This is a genomic window from Albimonas sp. (assembly GCF_055129145.1).
Genome location: NZ_JBSRTQ010000061.1, coordinates 1 through 23,801, shown reverse-complemented (window position 1 = coordinate 23,801; position 23,801 = coordinate 1). Strand labels below are relative to the sequence as shown.

Below are 23,801 nucleotides of genomic sequence, written 5' to 3'. Positions count from 1 at the left end.
ATCATCGCCTCGACGATCACCATCCCATAACCTTCATAGCGGGAAGGCAGGCAGAACAGGTCCGCCTCCAGATAAAGCGCATCGAGCGCCGCCCGATCGACCGCGCCGAGCAGGCGGATGCGCTGCGAAAACCCCGCCGCCTCGATCCGCGCGCGCAGCGCTTCGGTCTCGCCCGGGTCGCGGGTCTCGTCGCCGGCGAGGACGCAGGTCCAGTCGCGGTCCGCGATGCGCGCGAGCGCCGCGACCAGCGTCCCCCAGTCTTTGCGGGCCGAGATCGTGCCGACGCCGAGGATCAGCGGCGGCCGGCCCTTGCGCGCGGCGACGGGGGCGGAGGTCAGCCCCGGAGGGGCGACGGCGATCCGCGCCTCCGCCACGCCCATCCGGTCGCGCAGGGTGGCGGCGGTGGTGCGCGAGGTCGCCACCACCCGCGCGCAACGGGCCAGCACCGCGGCTTCGGAGGCCAGCATCCGGGCCGAGTCCTCCGGCGAAAGACCCGTCTCCAGCCCCAGCGGATGATGACAGAGCGCGACGAGCCGCGCGGCCAACCCCTCGGGGATCGCCTCGGCCGGCAGCGCGCCGAGCGCCAGGCCGTCGGCCAGCACCGGACCGGGGCTCGCTACCATGGCCGAAACCGCCGCCTCGGCCTCGGCCCCAGTCGGCGCCGGGAACCCGCCCGCAAGCGCCAGATGCGTCAGCCGGAGCCCGGCCGCCGGCCCGGCCTCGATCAGCCGCCGGTCGTATTCGTAACCGCCGGTGGGGGTCGAGAGGTCGCCCGGAATGGCGAAGGTGGCCGCGATGGTCACACGTCGCCTTCGTACCAGGCTTTTGCCACATGGCTTTCGACCAGCGTCACCCGGATCCGCTCGATCCCCTCGGATCCCATGCCGAGCCCGCCGGCGCGCGCCGCCTCGGCCAGCTGGTCGAAGACGTGGCGGGCGAGCCATTCGGTGGTGGTCAGCTCGCCGGGGAACACGGTGTCGAGGTTCACGTAGTTGATCGGCGCGAGCGCGGCCTTCAGCGCGTCGAGCGCCCGGCCGATATCGGCCACGATCCGCTCCGGCCCCAGCTCACGCCGGAAGAAGGCGACGTCGACCACATAGGTCGCGCCGTGCAGGCCCTGGGCGGGGCCGAACACCTCGCCGGGCAGCGAGTGGGCCAGCATGACGTGATCGCGCACTTCGACCGCATACATTGGGAATTCCCTCCGGTGGCACGCGAACGCGCTCTTGGGTGATCAGACCGCGCAACTTGGTCGGGTGGCGGCCGAGGTCAATACGGCGCCGCGCCGCCAGCGATCACGGAAACCTGATCGCCGGATGCCCGTCCGCCTGTCGGGGCCATCAAGGATAGGCGATCAGCGTGGCGATCCCGGGCGCATCCGGGGCGAGCAGGGCGGCGAGCCGGTCGGGCAGGTCGTCGAAGGCCACGTCCCCCTCCGCCGGCCCGATCAGCGTCGCCTCCAGCCCGGGATCCTGCGACAGCAGCCGCAGCGCCGCGCCCATCCGCCGCCGGAAATCCCAGCGCGCCGCCCGCCCCGCCGGGATCCGCCCGACCTGGGACGAGATCACCGACAGCCGGCGGGCATGGAAGGCTCCGCCGAGCGGCACGGACGGGGCGGCGTCGCCGAACCACGACGCCTCGACCAGCCGCCCCTCGAGCCCGAGGCAGGCGAGCGCAGCGGCCAGCCCCGCCTCGGAGGCCGAAGCATGCACCGCCACGTCGCAATCCTCCGGCAGCTCCCCCGGTCCCGCGAACGTCACGCCGAGCGCCGCCGCCGTCGCCGCCCGCGCCGGCGCGCGATCCGACAGGAACACCTCCGTCCCCGGGATCCGGGCCGCGAGCCGCGCGACGAGGCACCCGACCAGCCCCGCGCCCACCACGGCCACCCGGTCCCCGGGCGCGATCCGCGCGTCCCACACGATGTTCAACGCCGTCTCCATGTTCGCGGCCAGCGCCCCCAGCCGGGGCGAAAGCCCGGCGGGCAGGGCGGTCAGCGCCTCGGCCGGCAAACGGAACAGGGTCTGATGGGGATGCAATGCAAAGACCTGGGCGCCGCGCAGATCGGCCGGCCCTTCGATCACCTCCGCCACCGCGCAGTAGCCGTATTTCACCGGGAACGGGAAATCCCCGGCCTGGAAGGGCGCCCGCATCCGGGCGTGCTCGGAGGCGGGCACCCGCCCCTCGAACACCAGCCGCTCGGTGCCGCGGCTGAGCGCGGAGCGGGTCATGCGCAGCAGGCAATCGCCCTCGCCCGGCGGCTCCGGCCGGATCTCGGCCCGGAACGGGGCCACGTAACGCAAGGCGCGGGGGTCGGAGGCTTTGGTCATGCCGGTCCTTGGGTCGGGATCTGGGTCGGGCCGCATCTCGCCCCCTCCCGGTCGGGGAGGCAAGCCCGGCCAGACCCCGACGCTCCGCTTCGGTCAATTCGACTTGACCGGCGAACCGGATCGGTGGTCATGCCACACATATCCGTAGCATCGTCCCAAGCAACCGCTCGGCCGCCCTGCGCCGAGCGCCCTCAGCGCGAGACACCCTTCCACGATGAGCAACGCCGCAGATCCCGACCGACCCCATCCGCGCGTCGTCCCGGCCCCGGAGCGCATGCCCGAGCCTGAGCCCGCGCCCCCGGGCCTGACGCCCGCCGGGCTGCAATCGACGGCGATCCTGCGCCGGCGGCGCGTCATCGCCGCCGCGCTGAACCTCGCCGGGCTGGCGCTGGTGCTGGCGGGGGCGTGGCGGATGCTGTCGCCGGCGGGGATCTCGGCTTCGGACGCGGTGATCCTTCTTTGCATCGCCATCGGCGCGCCCTGGACCATCATGGGGGCGTGGAACGCGGTGCTGGGGCTGTGGCTGCTGCACGGAACGCGCGACGGGCTGTCCCGCGCCGCGCCGCATCTTGCGGCCGCGGAAGGCGACGCCCCGATCAGCCTGCGCACCGCCGTCCTCCTGTGCCTGCGCCACGAGGACGCCGACCGGGCGCTGGCGCGGCTGGCCGAGGTGCGCCGCTCGCTCGACGCCGCCGGGCAGGGCGCGCAATACGACCTGCACGTGCTCTCCGACAGTCAGGAGCCTGGCGCCGTCGCCGCCGAGGAAGCCGCCTTCGCCCGCTGGTTCCCGCTGCTGGGCGGCGCGCATTACCGCAGGCGCGCCGAAAACCGCGGCTGGAAGGCCGGCAATGTCCGCGAGTTCCTTCGGCGCCGCGGCCGGGACTACGATCTGATCCTGCCGCTCGACTCCGACAGCCTGATGGCGGGCGAGGCCATCCTCGGCATGACCCGGATCATGCAGGCCCATCCCCGGCTCGGCATCCTGCAGAGCCTGGTGGTCGGCGCGCCCGCCACCTCGGGCTTCGCGCGGCTCTTCCAGTTCGGCATGCGCCACGGCATGCGCAGTTTCACGATGGGCGCGGCCTGGTGGCATGGCGATTGCGGGCCCTATTGGGGGCATAACGCCCTGGTGCGCACCGCGCCGTTCCGCGCCCGCTGCGCGCTGCCGCGCCTTCCCGGGCGACCGCCTCTGGGGGGCGACATCCTCTCCCACGATCAGGTCGAGGCGGCGCTGATGCGCCGCGCCGGCTATGAGGTCCGCGTGATCCCGGTCGAGGGCCCGAGCTGGGAGGACAACCCCACGACGCTCATGGAGTTCACCCGCCGCGACCTGCGCTGGTGCCAGGGCAACATGCAGTATCTGCGGCTGCTGGGACTGCGCGGGCTGAAGCCCATGTCCCGCTTCCAGATCTTCGCCGCCATCGCCATGTATTTCGGGGCGCCCGCCTGGATGCTGATGACGCTCGCCGGCGCGGCGAAAATCCTCGGCGGGGAGGGCGCGGACGTGGACCTCGCCTTCGGGGTGGTGATGTTCGTCGCCATGTTCGCGATGAGCCTCGTGCCCAAGGTCGCCGGCTGGATCGACGTGGCGCTGACCCCGGGCGGCATGGCCCGCTACGGCGGCGGCGCGCGCTTCGCGGCCGGGGCGTCGGCGGAGACGCTGTTCTCCATCCTCCTCGCCCCCGCGGTGGCGCTGCGGGTGACGATCTTCCTCGCCGGCCTCCCCTTCGGACGGGCGGTGGGCTGGACCGGGCAGAGCCGCGACGCCCATGCGCTTTCCTGGGGCGACGCCGCGCGGGGGCTCTGGCCGCAGACCCTGATGGGCCTCGGCCTGGGGCTGCTCATCGCCTGGGGCGCGTCGGGCGCGCTGCCCTGGGCGGCCCCGGTGCTGGCGGGCCTCGCGCTTTCGATCCCTTTCGCGGTCGCCACCGCCTCGCCCGCCTTCGGCCGCTGGATGATCCGCGCGGGGCTCTGCGCCGTGCCGGAGGAACGCGCCGCCCCTGAGTCGCTCGTCCGCGTCGGCGCCACGCTCGCCGCCGCCAAGATCGAGGCCGAAGCCGGCCCGAACCGCCGCGCCGCCTGACCGCGGCGCGCGCCGGGGGGCGATTATCGCCCTGCGCGGAAAAAAATTCTCCCAGACCCGCCGTTTCGTGGAATGAAATGACATTCCCAAGAGTTATGGGCGGACGAGGTGCTAGCGTGTCGCGGCCCAAGGGACGATTTCCCCCCGCCGGGGCGATTGACGCGCCCCCGTCGCAGGTGCTGGATTGCGCCCGACCCTGAACCGCCCACCCAAACCGTCCCGGACATCCCGGGGAACCTATTCGGAGCCGCGCATGATCGCCCAACCCTATCTGCTCTTTCTGGGCGACGCGCCCGATCCCCTCGCCGCCAAGGTCGCCCAGGGCATCCGCGACTGGAACCCCGCCGTCGCCGCCGGCCAGTTCCGTCTGCCGGGCTGCAAGGCCGACATGAAGCTGCCCGACATGACCATCGACGAGGCGGTCGCCGCGGGCGTGAAAACCCTGGTCATCGGCGTCGCCAATCGCGGCGGCCTGATCTCCGAGCCGTGGAAGGTCGTGCTGAAAGAGGCGCTGGAAAAGGGCATGGACCTCGCCTCCGGCCTTCACAACCTGCTGCGCGACGAGCCCGAGCTGGTCGCCGCCGCCAAGGCCAACGGCCGCGAGCTGCATGACGTGCGCATCCCGACCGTCAAATACCCCATCGCATCGGGCGTGAAGCGGACCGGCAAGCGGTGCCTGGCCGTCGGCACCGACTGCTCGGTCGGCAAGATGTACACCGCGCTCGCGATGGAGAAGGAGATGGCGTCCCGCTCCATCCCCTGCACCTTCCGCGCCACCGGCCAGACCGGCATCCTGATCACAGGCGGCGGCGTGCCGCTCGACGCCGTGATCGCCGACTTCATGGCGGGCTCCATCGAATATCTCACCCCCGACGCGCCCGAGGATCACTGGGACCTGATCGAGGGGCAGGGCTCGCTCTACCACGCCTCCTATTCCGGCGTGACGCTGGCCCTGATCCATGGCGGCCAGCCCGACGCGCTGGTGGTGTGCCATGAGCCGACCCGCGCCCATATGCGCGGCCTGCCGGACTATCAGGTGCCTTCCATCGGCGACGTCTCCGACCTCGCGCTGACCATGGCGAAGATGGTGAACCCCGCGGCCAAGGTCATCGGCATCTCGATCAACACCGCCGCCATGTCCGACGAGGAAGCCGCCGACTATCTCAAGGCGGTCGAGGCCGAATACGGCCTGCCCACCTGCGATCCGTTCCGCACCGGCGTGGGCCGCATCGTCGATGCGATGATGGCCTGAGCCCATGAGCGGACTGGTCCTGACGGCCCGCCGCGACGTGTTCAAGCTGCGCGAGGTGTTCACCATCTCGCGCGGCTCGCGCACCGAGCAGAACGTGGTGACGGTGGAGATCTCCGACGGGACCCATCGCGGCCGGGGCGAGTGCACGCCCTACGCCCGCTATGACGAGACCGTCGAGGGCGTGATCGAGGAGATCGAGCGCCTGCCCAGGGCCGGGCTCGACCGGGTGACGCTCTCGGCCCTGCTGCCCGCCGGCGCCGCACGCAACGCCGTCGACTGCGCGCTGTGGGACCTGGAAGCCAAGCGCAGCGGCAAGCGGGTGTGGGAACTGGCCGGGCTGGAGAAGCCTGGACCCCAGATCACCGCCTACACCCTCTCGCTGGGCGAACCCGCCTCGATGCGCGCCAAGGCCGCCGAGAACGCGTTCCGCCCCTTGCTGAAAATCAAGCTGGGCGGCGAGGGCGACATGGCGCGGCTGGAGGCGGTCCGCGAGGGCGCGCCGAAATCCCGCATCATCGTCGATGCCAACGAGGGCTGGTCGGCGGCGGAATACGCCGAACTCGCCCCCGCGCTGATCCGTCTGGGCGTCGCCATGGTCGAGCAGCCGCTGCCCGCGGGCCAGGACGAGGCGCTGGCCGAAGTCGCCCGGCCCCTGCCGGTCTGCGCCGACGAAAGCTGCCACGACCGCGCCTCGTTGCCGGCCCTGAAGGGCCGCTACGACATGATCAACATCAAGCTCGACAAGACCGGCGGCCTGACCGAGGCGCTGGCGCTGCGCGACCTCGCGCGCGGCCAGGGCTACGGGATCATGACCGGCTGCATGATGGGCACCTCGCTCGCCATGGCGCCGGCGGTGCTGGTGGCGCAGGGGGGCGCGGTCACCGATCTCGACGGGCCGTTGCTGCTGGCCGAAGACCGCGACACGCCGCTTCGTTTCGACGCCGACGGCGTCCATCCGTCCGAACCGGCCCTCTGGGGCTGAAGGAGTTTTTCGACATGTCCCGCATCGTCTATGTGAACGGCGAGTATCTCCCCGAGGAAGACGCGAAGATCTCGATCTTCGACCGGGGTTTCCTGATGGCCGACGCCGTCTATGAGGTCGCCTCGGTGCTTGACGGCAAGCTTCTGGACTACGCCGGGCATGAGGCCCGGCTGGCCCGTTCGCTCGGCGAGCTCGAAATCCCGATGCCGGCGACGCCGGAGGAGATCCTCGAGATCCACCGCCAGCTGGTGAGCCGCAACGAGGTGGCCGAGGGCGCGGTCTACATGCAGGTGACCCGCGGCGCCGCGGATCGCGATTTCGCCTGGACCAAGGACATGACGCCGTCGCTGGTGCTGTTCACCCAGGCCAAGGCGATCGTCGCGAGCCCGATGGCCGAGCGCGGCTCCAAGGTCATCGCCATGGACGACCTGCGCTGGCATCGCCGGGACATCAAGACCACGCAGCTTCTGTATGCGTCGATGGCGAAGATGGCGGCGAAGGCGGCCGGGGCGGACGACGCCTGGCTGGTCGAGGACGGCATGGTCACCGAGGGCACCTCGAACAACGCCTGGATCGTGACCAAGGCCGGCACTCTGGTCACGCGGCAGCTTTCGAATGACCTGCTGGCCGGGATCACCCGCGCCTCGCTGATGCGCTACGCGGCCGAGGCGCAGATCTCGGTCGAGGAGCGCGCCTTCTCCATCGCCGAGGCCAAGGATGCGGCGGAGGCTTTCGTGACCTCGGCCTCGGCCTTCGTGATGCCGGTCGTGGAGATCGACGGGGTGAAGCTCGGCTCCGGCGCGCCGGGTCCGGTGGCGACGCGCCTGCGCGAGATCTATGTGGAGGAGAGCCGCCGCACCGCGATCTGATCGCTGCGGCGCCTGGCCCTGCGGGGGCCGCGCGACGCCCCGCGCGCCGGTGGCGCCGGGGCGCCCGCGCGGCGGGTCGACGTCGGGCCGGTCGAACCGGGGCGGGGCGCGAGCGGTCCGCCCCGGTCCGCGATGCGCTCAGCTCGCCGTCACCACCCGGTTGCGGCCCGTATTCTTCGCCCGGTATAGCGCCGCGTCGCAGCGGGCGATCAGCTCCGCCGCCGTCTCCCCCTCCCGATGCTCGGCGACGCCGAACGACGCCGTCACCGCGCCCAGACGCGCCCTGGTGTCCGACACCACGAAACTGCGCGCCGCCAGGCTCTGGCGGATCCGCTCCGCCACATGCCGCGCGCCCAGCAGCTCGGTCGCCGGCAGGATCAAGGCGAACTCCTCCCCGCCATAGCGCGCCGGCGTGTCCTTGCCCTGCACGTTCTGCCGGATGAGCCGCGCATATTGCTTCAGCACCGAATCGCCGACCGAATGTCCGAACTGGTCGTTGACCCGCTTGAACAGGTCCACATCGGTCATCACCAGCGAGAGCGGCCCGCGGCTCGGCCGCGCGTCGATCTCCAGAGCCAGCGCCAGGTCGAAGCGTCTTCGGTTGGCGAGCCCGGTGAGATGGTCGGCGAAGGCGCTTTCGCGCAGCTCCTTCAGCTCGTCATGCAGCCTGCCGATCTGGGCGCGGGCCGCAGCCAGCTCGCCGGCGAAATAGTCGCTGCGCGCGGCGTAGGTTTCGGTGACCTCGATCATGTCGCGGATGACCTTGCGCGCGGTCGAGGGGCGCATCAGGAACGACATCCCGTCCCGCGCCTCGGCCAGCGTGTCCCGGAACCGGTCGTCATCCGCCGACTTGCGCGCCAGCGAGACGCAGAGGGCGCCGAGCTCCTGCTCCGCCTGCGCCCCGATCTCCACATAGCGGCGGGCCTTGTCGCCGTAGGCCAGATGCTCCTCATAGAGGCGATCCACGGCGTTCAGGCTCGCGCTCTCGCCTTCGGGCAGCAGCATCTCCACCGCTTCCGACAGCTCGGGATCGGCGCCTTCGAGATGGATGAACAGCAGCTCGTAGACCCGCGGATCAGGGGGGATGCCGCGGCGCGACGCCTCCTCCAGCACCCGGTAGGCGCGCGCGGTCACAGCCTCGAACGCCTCGCGCCGGGTGTGTTCGGGCCTGATGGTTTCCAACTGCTCCGGTCCCCCGTGACCACAGGCGGCGTCGGACGAAGCCAAGCGCCGCCGCGCGGGACCATGCACGGAAAACCGTTTGAAAATGCCTAATCTCGGGCGCTTCGGGCCCCCAAACGAAAAACCCCGCCGCTGGGAAGCGGCGGGGCGTTTTCGGGTCTCTGGTCCGAGGGCGGACCCTCAGGGGCAGGTCAGCCGATCAGGCCGAGCTGCTCCAGCTTGAGGATCACCTGCTGGGCGCAGTTGTCGACTTCCTGGCCCTCGGTGTCGACGCGCAGCTCGGGCTTTTCGGGGGCCTCATAGGGGTCCGAGATGCCGGTGAACTCCTTGATCTTGCCTTCGCGGGCGAGCTTGTAGAGGCCCTTGCGGTCCCGCCGTTCGCATTCCTCCAGCGAGGTCGCGACATGCACCTCCATGAAGGCGCCGTAGGCTTCGACCATCTCGCGCACCGCACGGCGGGTCGCCGTATAGGGCGCGATCGGCGCGCAGATGGCGATGCCGCCGTTCTTGGTGATCTCGGAGGCGACGTAGCCGATCCGCTTGATGTTGATGTCGCGGTGCTCCTTGGAGAAACCGAGCTCGGAGGACAGGTGCTTGCGCACCACGTCGCCGTCGAGCAGCGTCACCGGGCGTCCGCCCAGCTCCATCAGCTTCACCATCAGCGCGTTGGCGATGGTCGACTTGCCCGACCCCGACAGCCCGGTGAAGAACACCGTGAAGCCCTGGGCGGCCCGCGGCGGACGGGTCCGGCGCAGCTCGGTCACCACTTCGGGGAACGAGAACCACTCGGGGATGTCCAGGCCTTCCTGCAGGCGGCGGCGCAGCTCGGTGCCCGAGATGTTGAGCACGGTCACGCCGTCCTCGATCTCGTCGGCCGGCTCGTACTGGGCGCGCTCCTGCACATAGACCATGTGCTTGAACGGGACCATCTCAACGCCGATCTCGGCCTCGTGCTCGGCGAACAGCTCCTGGGCGTCATAGGGGCCGTAGAAATCGTCGCCGGCGGAGTTCTTGCCGGGGCCGGCATGGTCGCGGCCGACGATGAAATGGGTCACGCCGTGGTTCTTGCGGATCAGGCCGTGCCACACCGCCTCGCGCGGACCGGCCATGCGCATGGCGAGCGGCAGCAGCGACAGGTGGGTGGTGGACTGGGGATATTTGTCGAGCACCGCCTCGTAGCAGCGCACGCGGGTGAAATGGTCGACGTCGCCCGGCTTGGTCATGCCCACCACCGGGTGGATCAGCAGGTTGGCCTGGGCTTCGCGCGCGGCGCGGAAGGTCAGCTCCTGATGGGCCCGGTGCAGCGGGTTGCGGGTCTGGAAGGCCACGACCTTGCGCCAGCCCATCTTGCGGAAGAAGGCGCGCATCTCGTTGGGCGTGTCGCGGCGCGAGCGGTAGTCGTAGTGGATCGGCTGCTGGATGCCGGTGATCGGGCCGCCCAGATAGACGGGGCCGGCGATGTTGTGCAGGTAATGCACCGCCGGGTGGGCGAGATCGTCGGCGCCGAACACCTTTTCGGCCTCGCGCGCCTTGTTGGGCGTCCATTTGTCGGTGATCGACAGGATGGCGAGGATCACGCCTTCCGCATCGCGCAGCGCGATGTCCTGGCCCGGCGCGACGGTCTCGGCGAATTTCTCGGACACGTCGAGCGTGATGGGGATCGGCCACAGCGCGCCGTCGGCGGTGCGCATGTTCTCGACCACGCCGTCATAGTCGGCCTCGGTCTGGAAGCCCTTCAGCGGGTTGAAGCCGCCGTTCATCAGCAGCTCGAGATCGCAGACCTGACGCTCGGTCAGGTCCCAGGACGGGAGATTTCCGGCTTCGAGCTTGAGCTTGGTCGCGCTGTCATGGGAGACGTAAAGCTCGGGGATCGGCGTCGTGTTGGGTGCGGTCATCTCGGGATCTCGCTTGGCACGCATGGCAGGGCGCGACGCGTCCGCCTCCGAAGGGGGCGCGCAGCCGGGCATCTGCGGCGTTCTGGCCCGGGCGCTGCGGAAACGCAACCTCCGGTCGCCGGTTTCGCTGCACCGCGACAAAAGGTCGGGCGAAGCGATGGGCGTTTCGGGGCGGGGGTGATCGGGAGGTGAACCGCGCCGTCGGGCGCGGTTCAGGAAACGGTCGGGCGCGCGCGAGGACGCAAGGTCAACTGGCGCGCCCGCCCGCGCCGCGGCGCGGCCCTCAGCCGGCGGCGCGGCGCCGGCGCAGCAGGACGAATCCGCCCAGGCCCGCGACCAGCATCGGCGCGGCGGCGGGCAGCGGCACGGCGGCGGCGGGCCCGTATTCCACGATGAAGGCCCCGATCGAGGTCGCGCCCGACACGTCGTTCCACAGCCCGGTCCCCGACGCCCAGCCGCCCAGATAGTCCTCGTTCCCGCCGGTGTCGTTGGGCTCGATGCTGTTCCAGTCCTCGAAGGAATAGGCGGTTCCGCCGGGTCCGCCGCTCCAGAACAGCTGACCCGCTTCGGGGCCGTCGGCCCAGCGCCATTCGCCCTCCACCGCCGCGTCGGTCCCGCCGAGCCACGCGTAGAGCGGCGAGGGATTGACCTCGCTGGTGATGAACAGGTGCTCGGCCTCCGTCATCACCGTGGCGAGATAGCCGCCCATCCCCAGATGGGTCATGCCCAGCGCCGCGCTGCGCGCCTGGCTCCAGGTGAAGCTGCCGGTCACCAGCTCATACCAATGGCCGTTGCCGCCGTCCGACGCTTCCCACTGCACCGGAACCGCCCGCGCCGCGCCCGAGGCAGCCAGGCTCGCCGCCAGCGCAAGCGCCGCGGTTTTCGAAATCGCTTTCATCCGAGGTTTCCCCAACGTTTCTGATGAACGATTCCTGCGGCAGCGGAGACGGTTCGTCCACAATTACGTAGCGGAATGTGAGTTTGCGCACGGATTGTCTTCCCGCTAAACGAGATCATCCGCAGCGCGAGCTCAGGTTCGGCGACGCTGGAGCGCCGCGGACCCGACCGCCGCCGCGATCCGCATCGGAACGGCGGCGGGCGGCGGGCGGCGTCGCGGCCGGGACGGCGGTCGCGCCCTATTCCAGGATGCAGGCCCTGGTCACGGACCCGGGCATGTCGTTCCAGCTCCGGCCGCCGCCGCGCGGCGCCGGCGCAGAAGCCCCAGGGTCAGGAGCCCCGAGGTCAGCAGGCCCGCGGCGGCGGGAGCCGGCACGTATGTCGGATTGTTCTCGTATTCGACGACGTATCCGATCGGAGTTCCGCCGTCGGAGTCGTTCCACTTGCCGCTGATCCACCAGCCCATCAGGTAATCTTCGCCGCGACCGCCGTTGCTTGGCTCGAACACCCGCCAGTTCGAGTAGCCGATCGACGTGCCGTTCTGCCAGAAGACCTCGCCCGCCTCCGGCCCGTCGACCCAGATCCAGGTTCCCTCGACATTGGCGTCGGAGCCGCCGAGCCATGCGTTCACATTCCCGGTCAGCCCGCCGAGGAAGTCGTATTCCTCCGCGCTGAGGACGGTGGCGAGGTAGCCGTTCTCGCCCCGGAAAACGCTCGCGAGCGCGTTCGACCGGGCCCGCGTCCAGCTCACGGCGGTGGTGACGTATTCATACCAGTGATCGTTGCCGCCATCCGCGACGAGCCACTGCACCGGCGCGGCGACCGCCGGATGCGGGACGCTCAGCCCCGCCGCGGCGGCGAGGGCGAGGGCGGCGGCCTTGGGAAAATGGCTCATTGGAGGCTCCGATACACGCTGAACAGCGACGCTTGTGAACGCGATATTCATGCCTGTGACGAAAATCGTGGTCCAGCCGTATCGGCCGCCGAGCCCGCCTTTTCTCGCCGCTGCGAAACGGGTAATCTTCGCCCCGGCGACGCCGCCGCCCATCATTGCAGATCGTTTCCGTTCGCCATCCGCCGCCCCGGTCGCGATTCCGTCCCAGCCCGCCATCGGCGGACCCGGGCCGCCCTTTCGCCGCTTCGCCCGCGCGGTGATTCGCCAGGAGCCTCCGCCCCGTGACCGCGCCGCTCTCGGTCTTTCTCATCACCCTCAACGAGGCCGCGCGCCTGCCGCGCACGCTGGCGGCGCTCGACGGGCTGGCCGATCAGGTGGTGGTGGTGGATTCGGGCTCGACCGACGGCACGCCGGACATCGCCCGCGCGGCGGGGGCGGAGGCGCATCATCGCGACTGGACCGGCTACGGCGCCCAGAAGCGGTTCGCCGAGGATCTGTGCCGGCACGCCTGGCGGCTGAACCTCGACGCGGACGAGATCGTGACGCCCGCGCTCGCGGCCGAGATCCGGGCGCTGCTGGCGACAGACCCGGCCCCCGCCGCCTACCGGACCCGCATCCTCAACCTCTATCCCGGCCGCGACCGGCCCCGGCCGCTGGCCAACGACTACGACGTGGTGCGCCTTTATCACCGCGACGCCGGGCGCTATCGCGACCATCCGCTGTTCGACCGGGTGGAGACCACGGGCCCGGTCAAGCGCCTGCGCGCCCCGATCCACCATGTCCCGTTCCTCGACTGGGCCGGGCTGGTGGCCAAGGAGAACGCCTATTCCTCGTTCCAGGCCGAGGCGGCGAAACCCCGCGCGCTTTGGAAGCTGCGCGCCCGCCTGCTGGTCGAATTCCCGGTGGTGTTCGTGAAAAGCTATCTGTTGCGCGGGCATGCGCTGGGCGGCTGGGACGGGCTGGTCTTCGCCACCTGCATCGCCTTCGCCCGCTGGCTGCGCATCGCCAAGATGATCGAGCGGGCTCAGCGCCGCGCCGACTGAACCGCCAGCATCGCCGACAGCGCGACCACGAACCCCGCCACCGCGGCGAGGATCCAGCCGTCGAACCACAGGCAGGCCCCGATCATCGCGGCGAGCCCGGCCGAGGTCACAAGCCCCTGATTGAGCGCTGAAATCCCCAGCGCCTCGCAGGTGCGATGGATCAGCGCGAAGACGCCGCCGATGGCGAAGCCGATCAGGATTGCGGTCATCGGGCTCGGTCTCCGGCAGGCTGCGGGCAGGGGCGGGGCAGGGGCGGGGCAGGGCGCCGGTGTCGCCGATCCGCGCCCGATTGCCAAGCCCGGCCCCGGAGCGCGGCGATCCGGCGCCTGACGCTCACGTTCGCGTTACTCCGCCGCTGTCGCCGCGCCGCCGCGATCCGCGCCTTGTCCGCACGCGATTCTTGCGTTTAGCGTAGATCGGTCCACGTCCCCGACGACGCTGGGCGTCAATACGAACGGCCAGCAAATGACCGACAGGAGAGGTTCCATGACCAAGTTCGCACGCTGGGGGGCGTCCGTCGCCGTCCTCGCGCTCGTGGCCGCGCCGGCCTCGGCCCAGACCTTCCGATGGACCAGCCAGGGCGACGCCCTGACCATGGATCCGCATTCGCAGAACGAAGGCCCGACCATCGCGATGACGGGCCAGATCTACGAGAGCCTCGTCACCCGCGACGCGCAGCTCAACCTCGAGCCCGAGCTCGCCACGGCCTGGGAGCCGGTGGAGGGCGGATGGAAGTTCACCTTGCGCGAGGGCGTGAAGTTCCATGGCGGCGAGGATTTCACCGCCGAGGACGTGAAGTTCTCGTTCGAACGCGCGCTCGCCCCCTCCTCGGACTGGAAGGAGCAGGTCAAGGGCGTGACGGCGGTCGAGATCGTCGATCCGCTCACCGTCATCCTGCGCACCGACGGGCCGAACCCGATCCTGCCCAACCAGCTGACCTCGGTCTACATCATGGACAAGGGCTGGTCCGAAGCGCACGACGTGCTGGTCCCCCAGGACTTCGCCGCGAAGCAGGAGACCTATGCGGTCCGCAACGCCAACGGCACCGGGCCCTACATCCTCGCGTCGCGCGCGCCCGACGAACTGACCGAGATGACCCGCAACGAGGCCTGGTGGGGCTGGGACGAATTCCCGGGCAACGTGCAGAAGATCGTCTACCGCCCGATCTCCAACGCCGCGACCCGCGTGGCGGCCCTCCTCTCGGGCGAAGTCGACTTCGTGCTCGACCCGCCGCTGCAGGACCTGGAGCGGATCAAGGCGGCCCAGGGCCTGAAGGTGGAGACGGTCTCCCAGATCCGGTCCATTTTCCTCGGCATGAACCAGGGCGCGGCCGAGCTCGCGTCTTCGGACGTGAAGGGCAAGAACCCCTTCGCCGACGTGAAGGTGCGCGAGGCGATGAACCTCGCCGTCGACAAGAAGGCCATCCAGCGCGTGGTGATGGAGGGGCTGAGCTTCCCCACCGGCATGATCGCGCCGCCGGGCGTGCTCGGCAACACCCCCGACAACGACGCGCCCTACGCCTTCGACGCGACCAAAGCCAAGGCCCTGCTGGAGGAGGCGGGCTATCCCGACGGCTTCTCGGTGCAGCTCGACTGCCCCAACAACCGCTACAACAACGACGAGAAGATCTGTCAGGCCGTGGTCGGCATGCTCGCCAAGATCGGCGTGAAGGTGAAGCTCGACGCGGTGCCCAAGGCCCAGCACTTCCCCAAGCTGCAGAACCGGCAGACCGATTTCTACATGCTGGGCTGGGGCGTGCCGACGCTCGACAGCCACTACGTGTTCTCCTACCTCGTCGCCGGCGACGGCTCGTGGAACGCGACCGGCTACGACAACGCCCGGGTGAACGAGATCACCACCGCCATCGAGACCGAGATCGACATCCCCAAGCGGACGGCGAAGATCATGGAGGCCTGGGAGATCATCAAGGCCGACATGCCCTACATCCCCCTCCATCATCAGGTGATCGCCTGGGCGATGACCGACAAGGTCGAGGCGCCCATCGCCGCCGATGACGGGCTGCGTCCGCGCTTCGTGGTGATGTCGGAGTGATCCGGCCGGGGCGGTCCGCGTCCACGGACGCGGGCCGCCCCGCTTCGCGACGTTCCACCCCGAATTCCGTCGACGTCAGGGGAACCTCATGGTCGCCTTCATCCTGCGCCGCCTTGCGCAATCGCTGCTGGTCATGCTGGCGGTGTCGGCGGTCAGCTTCTCGCTGTTCAATTTCGTCGGCGATCCGGTCAACAACATGGTCGGCCAGGATGCGACGCGCGAGGACCGCGCCCGCATCCGCGTCGAGCTGGGGCTCGAGGACCCGATCCTCGTGCAATACGCCCGCTTCGTCGGCAACATCGTGCAGGGCGAATTCGGGGTCAGCTACCGCATCCGCCGCCCCGTGGAGGATCTGATCCTCGAGCGTCTGCCCGCGACGCTGGAGCTGGTCTTCGTCTCCGCCATCCTCGCCATGGGATTTGGCATCGCGGCCGGGGTCTACACGGGCATCCGACGGCATTCGTGGCTGTCGAAAGCGCTGCTTTCGTCCTCGCTGGTCGGCGTGTCGCTGCCGACCTTCATCATCGGCATCGGGCTGATCTATCTTTTCGCGGTGCATCTGCGCTGGTTGCCGTCGTCGGGCCGCTCGGGCACCGTCGATCTGGGGTGGTGGAAGACCTCGCTGCTGACGCGCGACGGCTGGGCCTCGATCATCCTGCCGGCCATCACCCTCTCGCTCTTCCAGGCCACGATGATCCTGCGGCTGGTGCGGGCCGAGATGATGGAGGTGATGCGCACCGACTTCATCAAATTCGCCCGCGCGCGGGGTCTGTCGGAGCGCGCGGTGAATTTCGGCCATGCGCTGAAGAACACGCTCGTGCCCGTCATCACCGTCATCGGCCTCAACATCGGCAACCTCATCGCCTTTTCGGTGATCACCGAGACGGTGTTCCAGTGGCCGGGCACCGGGCTGATGTTCATCCAGTCGGTCGATTTCGTCGATGTGCCGATCATGTCCGCCTATCTGGTCTTCGTGGCGCTGATGTTCGTGGTGATCAACCTGGTGGTCGACATCCTCTACGTCGCCATCGACCCCCGCATCCGCATCGGGACCGCCTGATGCGCGCGCGCCCCGCCTCCCCGTCCGCACCCGCCCGAGGAGCCCGCCCATGACCGCCACCCCCGATGACGACCTCGGCGCGCGTCCCGCCCATCAGGGCCGCATGGGATTTTTCGCCCGGCTGATGGAGAACGACGTCGCGTTCTCCTTCACCCGCTCGCCCACCGCGATGATCGCCGCGGCGATCACGCTGCTCGCCATCCTCGCCTGCTTCGCCGCGCCGCTGATCGCGCCGTTCAACCCGTTCGACCCGGCGCAGATCTCGCTCTGGGACGGCAAGCTCCCGCCCGCCTGGACCGCGGACGGCCAGCCGCAATACCTGCTCGGCACCGACAACCAGGGCCGCGACATGCTCTCGACCATCCTCTACGGGGGGCGGCTCTCGATCATCGTCGGGCTGACGGCGGTGCTTCTGGGGATGACGCTGGGCGTCGGGCTCGGCGTGATCTCGGGCTATTTCGGCGGCGCGGTGGATGCCGCCGTGATGCGGGTCGCGGACGTGCAGCTGACCATCCCCGGCATCCTGCTCGCCATCCTGATCAACGGCATCGGCCGCGCCGTGATCCCGCCGGAGGTCCGCGACGATTTCGCGATCTATGTGGTGATCCTCGCCATCGGGCTCACCGACTGGCCGCAATTCGCCCGCGTCGCCCGCGGGGCGACGATGGTCGAGGCGCAGAAGGAATACGTCATGGCCGCCCGCGTCATCGGCCTGCCTGCCTGGCTGATCATGCTGCGCCATGTGCTGCCCAACGTGCTGCGCCCGGTGATGGTGCTCGCCACCATCGGCCTCGCGCTCGCCATCATCGCCGAGGCGACGCTGTCGTTCCTCGGCCAGGGGATTCCGCCGACCACGCCGTCGCTCGGCACGTTGATCCGGGTGGGGAACGAGTTCCTGTTCTCCGGCCTCTGGTGGATCACCTTGTTCCCGGCCATCGCGCTGGTGACGCTGGTGTTCTCGGTGAACCTGCTGGGCGACTGGATGCGCGACGCCCTGAACCCCAAGCTGCGATGAGGCCGGTCATGCGCGACACCCCCCTGACGCCCGACGCGGACGTGACCCAGCTGCTGGAGATCGAGGGTCTCGACGTCGAATTCCCGACCCGTCGCGGCACCGTGAAGGCCGCCCGCAACGTCGGCTTGCGCGTCGCGCGCGGCGAGGTGCTGGGGCTGGTGGGCGAGAGCGGGGCCGGCAAATCCACCATCGGCGCCGCGATCATCGACCTGCTGGAGCCGCCGGGCCGGGTTTCGGCGGGGCGCATCGACTTCCAGGGCGAGAGTCTCCGCGGCCGGACCGAGGACGAGATGCGCCGGATCCGCGGCGACCGCATCGGCATGATTTTCCAGGATCCGCAGACCTCGCTCGACCCGCTCAAGACCATCGGCGCGCAATTGGTCGAGACCATCCGCAAATGCCTCGGATTGAACGAGACGCAGGCGAAAGCCCGCGCCGAACAGCTGCTCGCGGACGTGGGCATCGCCGAGGCGCGCGCGAGGCTCCACGCCTATCCGCATCAGTTCTCGGGCGGCATGCGGCAGCGGGTGGTGATCGCGCTGGCGCTGGCGGGCGAGCCCGACCTGATCATCGCCGACGAGCCCACCACCGCGCTCGACGTGTCGATCCAGGCCCAGATCCTCGACCTGATCCGGACGCTCTGCCGGGAGCGGAACGTGGGCGTGATCATCGTCACCCACGACATCGGGGTGATCGCCGAGATCGCCGACCGGGTCTGCGTGATGTATCGCGGCGAAGTGGTGGAGACGGGGCCGGTCGCCCAGATCCTTGGAAGGCCCCGGCACGCCTACACCAAAAGCCTCATCGCCGCGGTGCCCCGGGCCGACCGGCGGCTGGAACGCTTCGCCTCGGTCGACTATATCGAGGGCGGCGCGGGCCCGACGCGGCGGATCGACGTGAAAACCCACTGGCTCGGCGCCGCCGCGCGCGAGGCGGCCGGGCCAGGTTCGGGGGGGCAGGGGCCGGCGCTGTCGGTCGAGGGGCTGGACCTCAGCTTCACCCTTCGCCGGTCGCTGCTCCCGAAAAACCGAAAGATGCTGAAGGCGGTGAACGCGGTCGGCTTCGACGTCGCCCAGGGCGAGACCTTCGGGATCGTGGGCGAGAGCGGCTCCGGCAAATCCACCGTGGCGCGGCTGATCGCCGGGCTCTATCGGCCCGACGCGGGCGTGGTGCGGCTGATGGGGCAGGACGTCAGCTCGAACCCGCGCGATCCGCGGGCGCGCGCGGCGCGGCGGTCGCTGCAAATGATTTTTCAGGATCCCTATTCGTCGCTGAACGCCCGGATGCGGGTGATCGACATCGTGGCCGAGCCGATCCGCTTCTTCCGCCTCACCGGGTCGGAGGCGGAGACGCGGCGCATCGTCGGCGACCTGCTCGACCATGTCGGCCTCGGCGCGCAGGCGGCGCGGCGCTATCCGCACGAATTCTCGGGCGGGCAGCGGCAGCGCATCTCCATCGCGCGCGCGCTGGCGTCGCGCCCCCGCATCCTGATCTGCGACGAGCCGACCTCGGCGCTCGACGTGTCGGTGCAGGCGACGATCCTGAACCTGCTGCGCGATCTGCAGGAGGAGCTGGGCCTGACCATGCTGTTCATCAGCCACGACCTGCCGGTGATCCGCCAGATGTGCGACCGGGTGGCGGTGATGCGCCACGGCGCGATCTGCGAGATCGCCCCGGCCGAGCGCCTGTTCGATGCGCCGGAGCATCCCTACACCCGGCACCTGATGGAGCTGATGCCGTCGATGGAGATGCTGGACCCGGTGGGCTGACTCCGCGCTATGTCAGACTGAGAAATCAGAGGATTATACCTGCATGCGCTATATATTTCTCATTTTGATTTGCCTTGCTGGGTGCACTGGTCCAATCGATGACAGCACTGTCAAGTCTAAGCCTAGCGGCTTTCTGTGCAGGTTGCTTGGCCCGGACTACATAACCCTTCCCAGCGAGCAAGAAGCCATTTACCGCGAATTGGAGCGCCGGGGAGAACAGTGCGTCTCAACGCAGCGTATCATCGTGGAATAGCCTTGGCGTAGGCAGGCGCGCCCTCGATGCGGCGCGTTCCGCGCTCGCAACCCGCACGAAAAAGGGGCGCCCGAAGACGCCCCTTTCCCGCGATCCGATCCGGTGAACCGGTCGGCTTACTTCAGCGACCCGCAGAAGCGCTGGATGCGCGAGCACGCCTCCTCCAGCACTTCGTCCGAGGTCGCGTAGCTGACCCGGAAGCAGGGCGAGGCCCCGAAGGCCGAGCCGAACACCACCGCCACGCCCTCGACCTCCAGCAGCTCGGAGGCGAAGTCCTCGTCGGTCGCGATCACCTTGCCAGACGGCGCGGTCTTGCCGATCAGGGCCGAGAGATCGGGATAGACGTAGAACGCGCCCTCCGGCGTCGGGCACTTGAGCCCGGTCGCCTGGTTGAGCATCGACACCACCAGGTCGCGGCGGCGCTGGAAGGCGACGCGGCTCTCGGCGATGTAGTCCTGCGGGCCGGTCAGGGCGGCGAGGGCGGCGTATTGGGAGATCGAGGTCGGGTTCGAGGTCGACTGCGACTGGATCTTGCCCATCGCCTTGATCAGCGCCTCGGGCCCGCCGGCATAGCCGATGCGCCAGCCGGTCATCGCATAGGCCTTGCTGACGCCGTTGCAGGTCAGCGTGCGGTCGTAGAGCGCGGGCTCGACCTGCGCCGGCGTCGCGAAGACGAAGGGCGGGTAGACGATGTGTTCGTACATGTCGTCGGTCATCACCCAGACATGGGGATGCTTCATCAGCACGTCGGTGAGCGCCTTGAGCTCATCGCGCGTGTAGCCCGCGCCCGAGGGGTTGGAGGGCGAGTTGAAGATCAGCCACTTGGTCTTGGGCGTGATCGCCGCGTCGAGCTGCTCGGGCGTGATCTTGAAATTGGTCTCGATCGAGGTGTCGATCGCCACCGGCTCGCCACCGGCCAGCAGCACCATGTCGGGGTAGGAGACCCAGTAGGGCGCGGGGATCAGCACTTCGTCGCCCGGGTTCATCGTGGCCATCAGGGCGTTGTAGAGCACCTGCTTGCCGCCGGTGGAGACGGTGATCTGGGAGGGCTGATAGGTCAGCCCGTTCTCACGCTGGAACTTGTCGCAGATCGCCTGCTTCAGCTCGGGGATGCCGTCGACGGCGGTGTATTTGGTCAGGCCCTGATCGATGGCGTCCTTGGCGGCGGCCTTGATGTGGTCGGGCGTGTCGAAATCGGGCTCTCCGGCGCCGAGACCGATGACGTCCTTGCCGGCCGCCTTCAGCTCGCGCGCCTTGTTGGTGACGGCGATGGTCGCGGAGGGTTTCACGCGGGCGAGACTGTCGGCGAGGAAGGCCATTGGGATGCTCCCGGAAGGTTCGGATCGCCCCGGCGCGGGTCGCGCGGAGCGGGCTTTTGTTAGGCCCGGGCGGGGCGCGGGGCAAGGCGGGAGGTGCGATTCGCGGCGCTTTGCCCTTCACGGATCGCGCCGCGGCGGCGACGTCCGAAACCGCGCCGCCCGCCGCCGCCTTGACGGGCCCCGCGCCGGCATGGGAGCGTGTCGCCTCGCTCTGTCCCCGCGACCGGAGGTTTTTCCATGGCGGTGTTTCGCGCCCAGGTCCCTTTCGACATGAACGCGTCCGACGCGCCCGCAGGCGAGATCACCCAGGCATCCGGGTCGTCCCTGACGGTGGAGGCGGAGGGGTATCGCGACATCTACTACGGCGTCTTCGAATTCATCCAGGTCGACGAGACCACAGCGGTGGCCACGGGCCCGCTCAGCGCCGTGGTCAGCTTCGTCGACGGCTTGGTCGCGACGGAGTTCCGTCAGCTCGACGCGAGGATCGACGAGCCGGCCCTCTACGGCCCGGTGGCGGGCGTCTACCGTTATCTGCTGCGCGATGACGACCGCTTGTTCGGCTCGAACGGGGCCGATCTGCTCAACGGTTTCGGCGGCGACGACGTGGTCAAGGGCCGGGGCGGCGACGACCGGCTGGTGGGCCGGGCCGGCGAGGACGCGCTGATCGGCGGGCGGGGCGACGACCGGCTCAACGGCGGCGGCGGGGCGGACCGGCTGATCGGCGGCGCCGGCGACGACGTGCTGAAGGGCCAGGCCGGCGACGACATCCTGATCGGCGGGCGCGGCGACGACCGGCTGACCGGCGGCCGCGGCGCGGACCGGTTCGAATTCGGAGCGCGCGAAGGGCGCGACGTGATCTTCGACTTCGGCGAGGGTCGCGACCTGCTGGTGATCGGGCGCGGGGCGGCGAGCTTCGGGGATCTCGAAATTTCCGACGCGCCCCGCGGGGCGCGGATCTCCTTCGCGCAGACCGAGATCCTGCTGCTCGACGTCGAGGCGGCGGACCTGGACGCGCGCGACTTTCTTTTCGGCTGATCGCGGGCGGAGACGCCGCCGCGGGGCGACGGCACGCCCAGGCGCCGTCCCGGCCACGCGCCGCGGGCGGGCGGTCAGGGCTCGCGCGACGTCGACGCGGCGCCTGTCGGGACGGGGGGCGCGCGGCGCTCCGCTCGACCGAGGCCGATCAGTCGCCCGTCCATCACCGCCAGGCCCAGCCCGATCAGCCCGAGCCCCAGATAGGCGTTGGCCGACAGCGTCTCGTCCAGGATCGCCCAGCCGGCGAGGATCGCGATCGGCGGGATCACCAGCGTCACCAGCATGGTGTTCGCCGCCCCGGCCTCGCGCATCAGGGCGTAGTAGAGCAGATAGGCCGCCCCGGCCCCCAGCACGCCGTAATAGAGCGCCGCCCCCCAGACCGCGGGCGAGAGCGCCAGCGAGGGCGGGCCCTCGACCCAGAGCGTCAGCGGAACCATCATCGCGAAGGCCATCGTGGTCATCCCCGCCGCCGCGACCAGCGGCGGCGCCCCGGTCAGCCGCAGCCGCGCCCAGACCGAGGCGAAGGCGTAGCTGAGCGCGCCGCCCAGCACCGCGATCTGGCCGAGGCTGCGCGGGTCGAACCCGCTCAGCGCCTCCGGCCCGGTGATCGCGGCGACCCCGGCCACGCCGAGACCCACGCCGACCGCGCGCCGCGCCGTCAGCCGCTCGTCGGGCAGGAGGACGGCGGCGGCGAGCGCGCCGAAGACCGCGGTGGCGGCGTTGAGGATGGAGGTCAGCCCGCTCTCGATGCTCTGCTGTCCCCAGGCGATGAGGGTGAAGGGGATCACGTTGTTGAGCGCGCCCATCACCGCGCAGGCGGCCCAGAACCGCGGATCGCGCGGGATCGCCGGGCGGATCGCCGCCGCCACGACCCAGAGCGCCAGCGCGCCCAGCCCGGTCCGCCAGAACACGGCGGCGAAGGGGCCCATTTCGGTCAGCGCCGCGCCGACGGCCACGAAGCTGCCGCCCCAGATCAGGCCGAGCAGCAGGAGATAGGTCCAGGCGCGGTTGGTCATTCGCATGGCTGAGGTTCCGTTCGGGTCGCGGGTCGCGGGTTGCAGGCGCGCCGGGGATCCGAGGCGCGGTCTCGGGGCGGGGCGGCCCTGCCGCGCGACGCGACGCGAAGGGCGCGCCCCCGCGCGGTCCGACAGCCATAGCGTGGGGCGGACGCCGGCGCAGCCCGGATCCTGCGGCGCGGACCCGGCACGGTCGCTTGTCGCCTCCCGACCCCGGGAGGTCGCGCGCGGCCGTGCTGCGTCGACCTGCCCGGTGCATAACTCCGGCCGGGGGCGCGAGGCTCGGACTTCTCGCGCGGAGGCGCGCCGGCGCGGGCTTCGGGTCGCGCCCGGCCCGGCCGAGGCGCCGCCCCGAGGCGCCGACCGTTCGCAGGGGACCCGTTCGCAGGGAAAAGGATCGCATGACCGACGACTATTACGGCGACGACGCCGCCACCTTCGGCGACCGCCTGGCCGCGGCGCGGGAGGCGTTGGGCTTCACTCCGTCCCAGCTCGCCTCGCGCGCCGGGGTCCGGCTCTCGACCCTTCAGAACTGGGAGGGCGACCGGTCCGAGCCGCGGGCCAACAAGCTGCAGATGATCGCGGGGCTGCTCAACGTCTCGATCATCTGGCTGCTGACCGGGCAGGGCGAGGGCGGGGTGAGCCCCGAGCCTTCGGGCGACGCCGCCCGCCGCTCCACCCTTGCCGAGCTGCGCGAGATCCGGGCGGGGCAGCAGCGCCTGCTCGACCGGATCAGCCGATTGGAAAAGCGGCTGCGGGAGGCGGGCGAGGGCTGAGCCGACCGCGGCGGACGCACCGCGCAGGAAGCGCCGCGTCGACGGGGCGCGGGCGGCGGCCGACCGCCCGCGGCGCGCTGG

At 70.3% G+C, this 23,801-nt stretch carries 21 protein-coding genes; 11 read left to right on the top strand and 10 right to left on the bottom strand.

The genetic code is table 11. From position 1 onward, the window contains the following. From ACTB72_RS11280 to ACTB72_RS11270, 3 genes are all read right to left on the bottom strand, one after another. Positions 1 to 803 (bottom strand): glycosyltransferase family 4 protein (locus tag ACTB72_RS11280; RefSeq protein WP_463037095.1); only part of this gene is annotated, 803 nt, incomplete at its 3' end. Beyond that, the gene (locus ACTB72_RS11275) at positions 800 to 1,192 is read right to left on the bottom strand and encodes a 6-pyruvoyl trahydropterin synthase family protein (protein WP_463037094.1); all 393 of its coding nucleotides are present in this window, start codon (positions 1,190 to 1,192) and stop codon (positions 800 to 802) included. The genes ACTB72_RS11275 and ACTB72_RS11280, both read right to left, overlap by 4 nt. A gap of 148 nt (positions 1,193 to 1,340) precedes the next feature. Next, positions 1,341 to 2,327, bottom strand: coding sequence for a zinc-dependent alcohol dehydrogenase (locus ACTB72_RS11270; protein WP_463037093.1), 987 nt, complete (start codon positions 2,325 to 2,327; stop codon positions 1,341 to 1,343). Positions 2,328 to 2,601: 274 nt separating this feature from the next. Between ACTB72_RS11270 and mdoH the strand changes: the two genes are divergently transcribed. The 4 genes from mdoH to ACTB72_RS11250 all read left to right on the top strand — a co-directional run bounded on the left by mdoH (position 2,602) and on the right by ACTB72_RS11250 (position 7,513). Continuing rightward, positions 2,602 to 4,410 carry a glucans biosynthesis glucosyltransferase MdoH gene (gene mdoH, locus ACTB72_RS11265; RefSeq protein WP_463037092.1) on the top strand — a complete coding sequence of 603 codons (1,809 nt, stop codon included), beginning with the start codon at positions 2,602 to 2,604 and terminating at the stop codon, positions 4,408 to 4,410. Positions 4,411 to 4,663: 253 nt separating this feature from the next. Continuing rightward, a complete protein-coding gene (gene dgcN / locus ACTB72_RS11260) occupies positions 4,664 to 5,662 on the top strand; it encodes an N-acetyltransferase DgcN (RefSeq protein ID WP_463037091.1) in 999 nt (332 codons plus the stop codon). Positions 5,663 to 5,666: 4 nt separating this feature from the next. Continuing rightward, positions 5,667 to 6,644 (top strand): N-acetyl-D-Glu racemase DgcA, encoded by a 978-nt coding sequence (gene dgcA / locus ACTB72_RS11255; protein WP_463037090.1) that lies wholly within the window; start codon positions 5,667 to 5,669, stop codon positions 6,642 to 6,644. 14 nt (positions 6,645 to 6,658) lie between these two features. Continuing rightward, on the top strand, positions 6,659 to 7,513 hold the full coding sequence (locus tag ACTB72_RS11250) for a D-amino-acid transaminase (RefSeq protein ID WP_463037089.1): 855 nt from the start codon (positions 6,659 to 6,661) through the stop codon (positions 7,511 to 7,513). Positions 7,514 to 7,651: 138 nt separating this feature from the next. Here the strand turns inward: ACTB72_RS11250 and ACTB72_RS11245 are convergent, their stop codons facing one another. The 4 genes from ACTB72_RS11245 to ACTB72_RS11230 form a co-directional block, all read right to left on the bottom strand. Then, complete coding sequence (locus tag ACTB72_RS11245; RefSeq protein WP_463037088.1) at positions 7,652 to 8,695, bottom strand: GGDEF domain-containing protein; 1,044 nt, start codon at positions 8,693 to 8,695, stop codon at positions 7,652 to 7,654. A gap of 191 nt (positions 8,696 to 8,886) precedes the next feature. Next, on the bottom strand, positions 8,887 to 10,590 hold the full coding sequence (locus ACTB72_RS11240; RefSeq protein WP_463037087.1) for a bifunctional sulfate adenylyltransferase/adenylylsulfate kinase: 1,704 nt from the start codon (positions 10,588 to 10,590) through the stop codon (positions 8,887 to 8,889). A 283-nt stretch (positions 10,591 to 10,873) separates the two neighbouring features. Then, positions 10,874 to 11,488 carry a VPLPA-CTERM sorting domain-containing protein gene (locus ACTB72_RS11235; protein ID WP_463037086.1) on the bottom strand — a complete coding sequence of 205 codons (615 nt, stop codon included), beginning with the start codon at positions 11,486 to 11,488 and terminating at the stop codon, positions 10,874 to 10,876. Positions 11,489 to 11,749: 261 nt separating this feature from the next. Beyond that, positions 11,750 to 12,382, bottom strand: coding sequence for a lectin-like protein (locus tag ACTB72_RS11230; RefSeq protein ID WP_463037085.1), 633 nt, complete (start codon positions 12,380 to 12,382; stop codon positions 11,750 to 11,752). A gap of 281 nt (positions 12,383 to 12,663) precedes the next feature. Between ACTB72_RS11230 and ACTB72_RS11225 the strand changes: the two genes are divergently transcribed. Further along, positions 12,664 to 13,425, top strand: coding sequence for a glycosyltransferase family 2 protein (locus ACTB72_RS11225; protein WP_463037084.1), 762 nt, complete (start codon positions 12,664 to 12,666; stop codon positions 13,423 to 13,425). On the opposite strand, the gene ACTB72_RS11220 is transcribed toward ACTB72_RS11225, so the two are convergent. Then, positions 13,407 to 13,634 (bottom strand): hypothetical protein, encoded by a 228-nt coding sequence (locus ACTB72_RS11220; protein ID WP_463037083.1) that lies wholly within the window; start codon positions 13,632 to 13,634, stop codon positions 13,407 to 13,409. The genes ACTB72_RS11225 and ACTB72_RS11220 overlap by 19 nt on opposite strands. Before the next feature lie 277 nt (positions 13,635 to 13,911). Between ACTB72_RS11220 and ACTB72_RS11215 the strand changes: the two genes are divergently transcribed. From ACTB72_RS11215 to ACTB72_RS11200, 4 genes are all read left to right on the top strand, one after another. Further along, positions 13,912 to 15,477, top strand: a complete 1,566-nt coding sequence (locus tag ACTB72_RS11215) for an ABC transporter substrate-binding protein (protein ID WP_463037082.1) — start codon at positions 13,912 to 13,914, stop codon at positions 15,475 to 15,477. An 88-nt stretch (positions 15,478 to 15,565) separates the two neighbouring features. Next, complete coding sequence (locus ACTB72_RS11210; protein ID WP_463037081.1) at positions 15,566 to 16,537, top strand: ABC transporter permease; 972 nt, start codon at positions 15,566 to 15,568, stop codon at positions 16,535 to 16,537. A gap of 49 nt (positions 16,538 to 16,586) precedes the next feature. After that, positions 16,587 to 17,552 (top strand): ABC transporter permease, encoded by a 966-nt coding sequence (locus tag ACTB72_RS11205; RefSeq protein WP_463037080.1) that lies wholly within the window; start codon positions 16,587 to 16,589, stop codon positions 17,550 to 17,552. A gap of 8 nt (positions 17,553 to 17,560) precedes the next feature. Next, positions 17,561 to 19,321, top strand: a complete 1,761-nt coding sequence (locus ACTB72_RS11200; RefSeq protein ID WP_463037079.1) for a dipeptide ABC transporter ATP-binding protein — start codon at positions 17,561 to 17,563, stop codon at positions 19,319 to 19,321. 369 nt (positions 19,322 to 19,690) lie between these two features. On the opposite strand, the gene ACTB72_RS11195 is transcribed toward ACTB72_RS11200, so the two are convergent. Then, positions 19,691 to 20,893, bottom strand: coding sequence for a pyridoxal phosphate-dependent aminotransferase (locus tag ACTB72_RS11195; protein WP_463037078.1), 1,203 nt, complete (start codon positions 20,891 to 20,893; stop codon positions 19,691 to 19,693). Between the two features lie 237 nt (positions 20,894 to 21,130). On the opposite strand from ACTB72_RS11195, the gene ACTB72_RS11190 reads away from it, so the two are divergent. After that, entirely contained in the window at positions 21,131 to 21,928 is a 798-nt protein-coding gene (locus tag ACTB72_RS11190) for a calcium-binding protein (RefSeq protein ID WP_463037077.1), read from the top strand. Between the two features lie 74 nt (positions 21,929 to 22,002). On the opposite strand, the gene ACTB72_RS11185 is transcribed toward ACTB72_RS11190, so the two are convergent. Beyond that, positions 22,003 to 22,950 (bottom strand): DMT family transporter, encoded by a 948-nt coding sequence (locus ACTB72_RS11185; protein WP_463037076.1) that lies wholly within the window; start codon positions 22,948 to 22,950, stop codon positions 22,003 to 22,005. Between the two features lie 395 nt (positions 22,951 to 23,345). Here ACTB72_RS11185 and ACTB72_RS11180 point away from each other — a divergent pair, with 395 nt between their 5' ends. Continuing rightward, complete coding sequence (locus ACTB72_RS11180) at positions 23,346 to 23,720, top strand: helix-turn-helix domain-containing protein (RefSeq protein WP_463037075.1); 375 nt, start codon at positions 23,346 to 23,348, stop codon at positions 23,718 to 23,720. Positions 23,721 to 23,801: the final 81 nt, after the last annotated feature.

Coding starts and splice junctions, on each gene's coding strand:
- ACTB72_RS11275 (WP_463037094.1), bottom strand. CDS start 1,192: ATGTATGCGGTCGAAGTGCGCGATCACGTCATGCTGGCCCACTCGCTG.
- ACTB72_RS11270 (WP_463037093.1), bottom strand. CDS start 2,327: ATGACCAAAGCCTCCGACCCCCGCGCCTTGCGTTACGTGGCCCCGTTC.
- mdoH (WP_463037092.1), top strand. CDS start 2,602: ATGCCCGAGCCTGAGCCCGCGCCCCCGGGCCTGACGCCCGCCGGGCTG.
- dgcN (WP_463037091.1), top strand. CDS start 4,664: ATGATCGCCCAACCCTATCTGCTCTTTCTGGGCGACGCGCCCGATCCC.
- dgcA (WP_463037090.1), top strand. CDS start 5,667: ATGAGCGGACTGGTCCTGACGGCCCGCCGCGACGTGTTCAAGCTGCGC.
- ACTB72_RS11250 (WP_463037089.1), top strand. CDS start 6,659: ATGTCCCGCATCGTCTATGTGAACGGCGAGTATCTCCCCGAGGAAGAC.
- ACTB72_RS11240 (WP_463037087.1), bottom strand. CDS start 10,590: ATGACCGCACCCAACACGACGCCGATCCCCGAGCTTTACGTCTCCCAT.
- ACTB72_RS11235 (WP_463037086.1), bottom strand. CDS start 11,488: ATGAAAGCGATTTCGAAAACCGCGGCGCTTGCGCTGGCGGCGAGCCTG.
- ACTB72_RS11230 (WP_463037085.1), bottom strand. CDS start 12,382: ATGAGCCATTTTCCCAAGGCCGCCGCCCTCGCCCTCGCCGCCGCGGCG.
- ACTB72_RS11220 (WP_463037083.1), bottom strand. CDS start 13,634: ATGACCGCAATCCTGATCGGCTTCGCCATCGGCGGCGTCTTCGCGCTG.
- ACTB72_RS11215 (WP_463037082.1), top strand. CDS start 13,912: ATGACCAAGTTCGCACGCTGGGGGGCGTCCGTCGCCGTCCTCGCGCTC.
- ACTB72_RS11210 (WP_463037081.1), top strand. CDS start 15,566: ATGGTCGCCTTCATCCTGCGCCGCCTTGCGCAATCGCTGCTGGTCATG.
- ACTB72_RS11205 (WP_463037080.1), top strand. CDS start 16,587: ATGACCGCCACCCCCGATGACGACCTCGGCGCGCGTCCCGCCCATCAG.
- ACTB72_RS11200 (WP_463037079.1), top strand. CDS start 17,561: ATGCGCGACACCCCCCTGACGCCCGACGCGGACGTGACCCAGCTGCTG.
- ACTB72_RS11195 (WP_463037078.1), bottom strand. CDS start 20,893: ATGGCCTTCCTCGCCGACAGTCTCGCCCGCGTGAAACCCTCCGCGACC.
- ACTB72_RS11190 (WP_463037077.1), top strand. CDS start 21,131: ATGGCGGTGTTTCGCGCCCAGGTCCCTTTCGACATGAACGCGTCCGAC.
- ACTB72_RS11185 (WP_463037076.1), bottom strand. CDS start 22,950: ATGCGAATGACCAACCGCGCCTGGACCTATCTCCTGCTGCTCGGCCTG.
- ACTB72_RS11180 (WP_463037075.1), top strand. CDS start 23,346: ATGACCGACGACTATTACGGCGACGACGCCGCCACCTTCGGCGACCGC.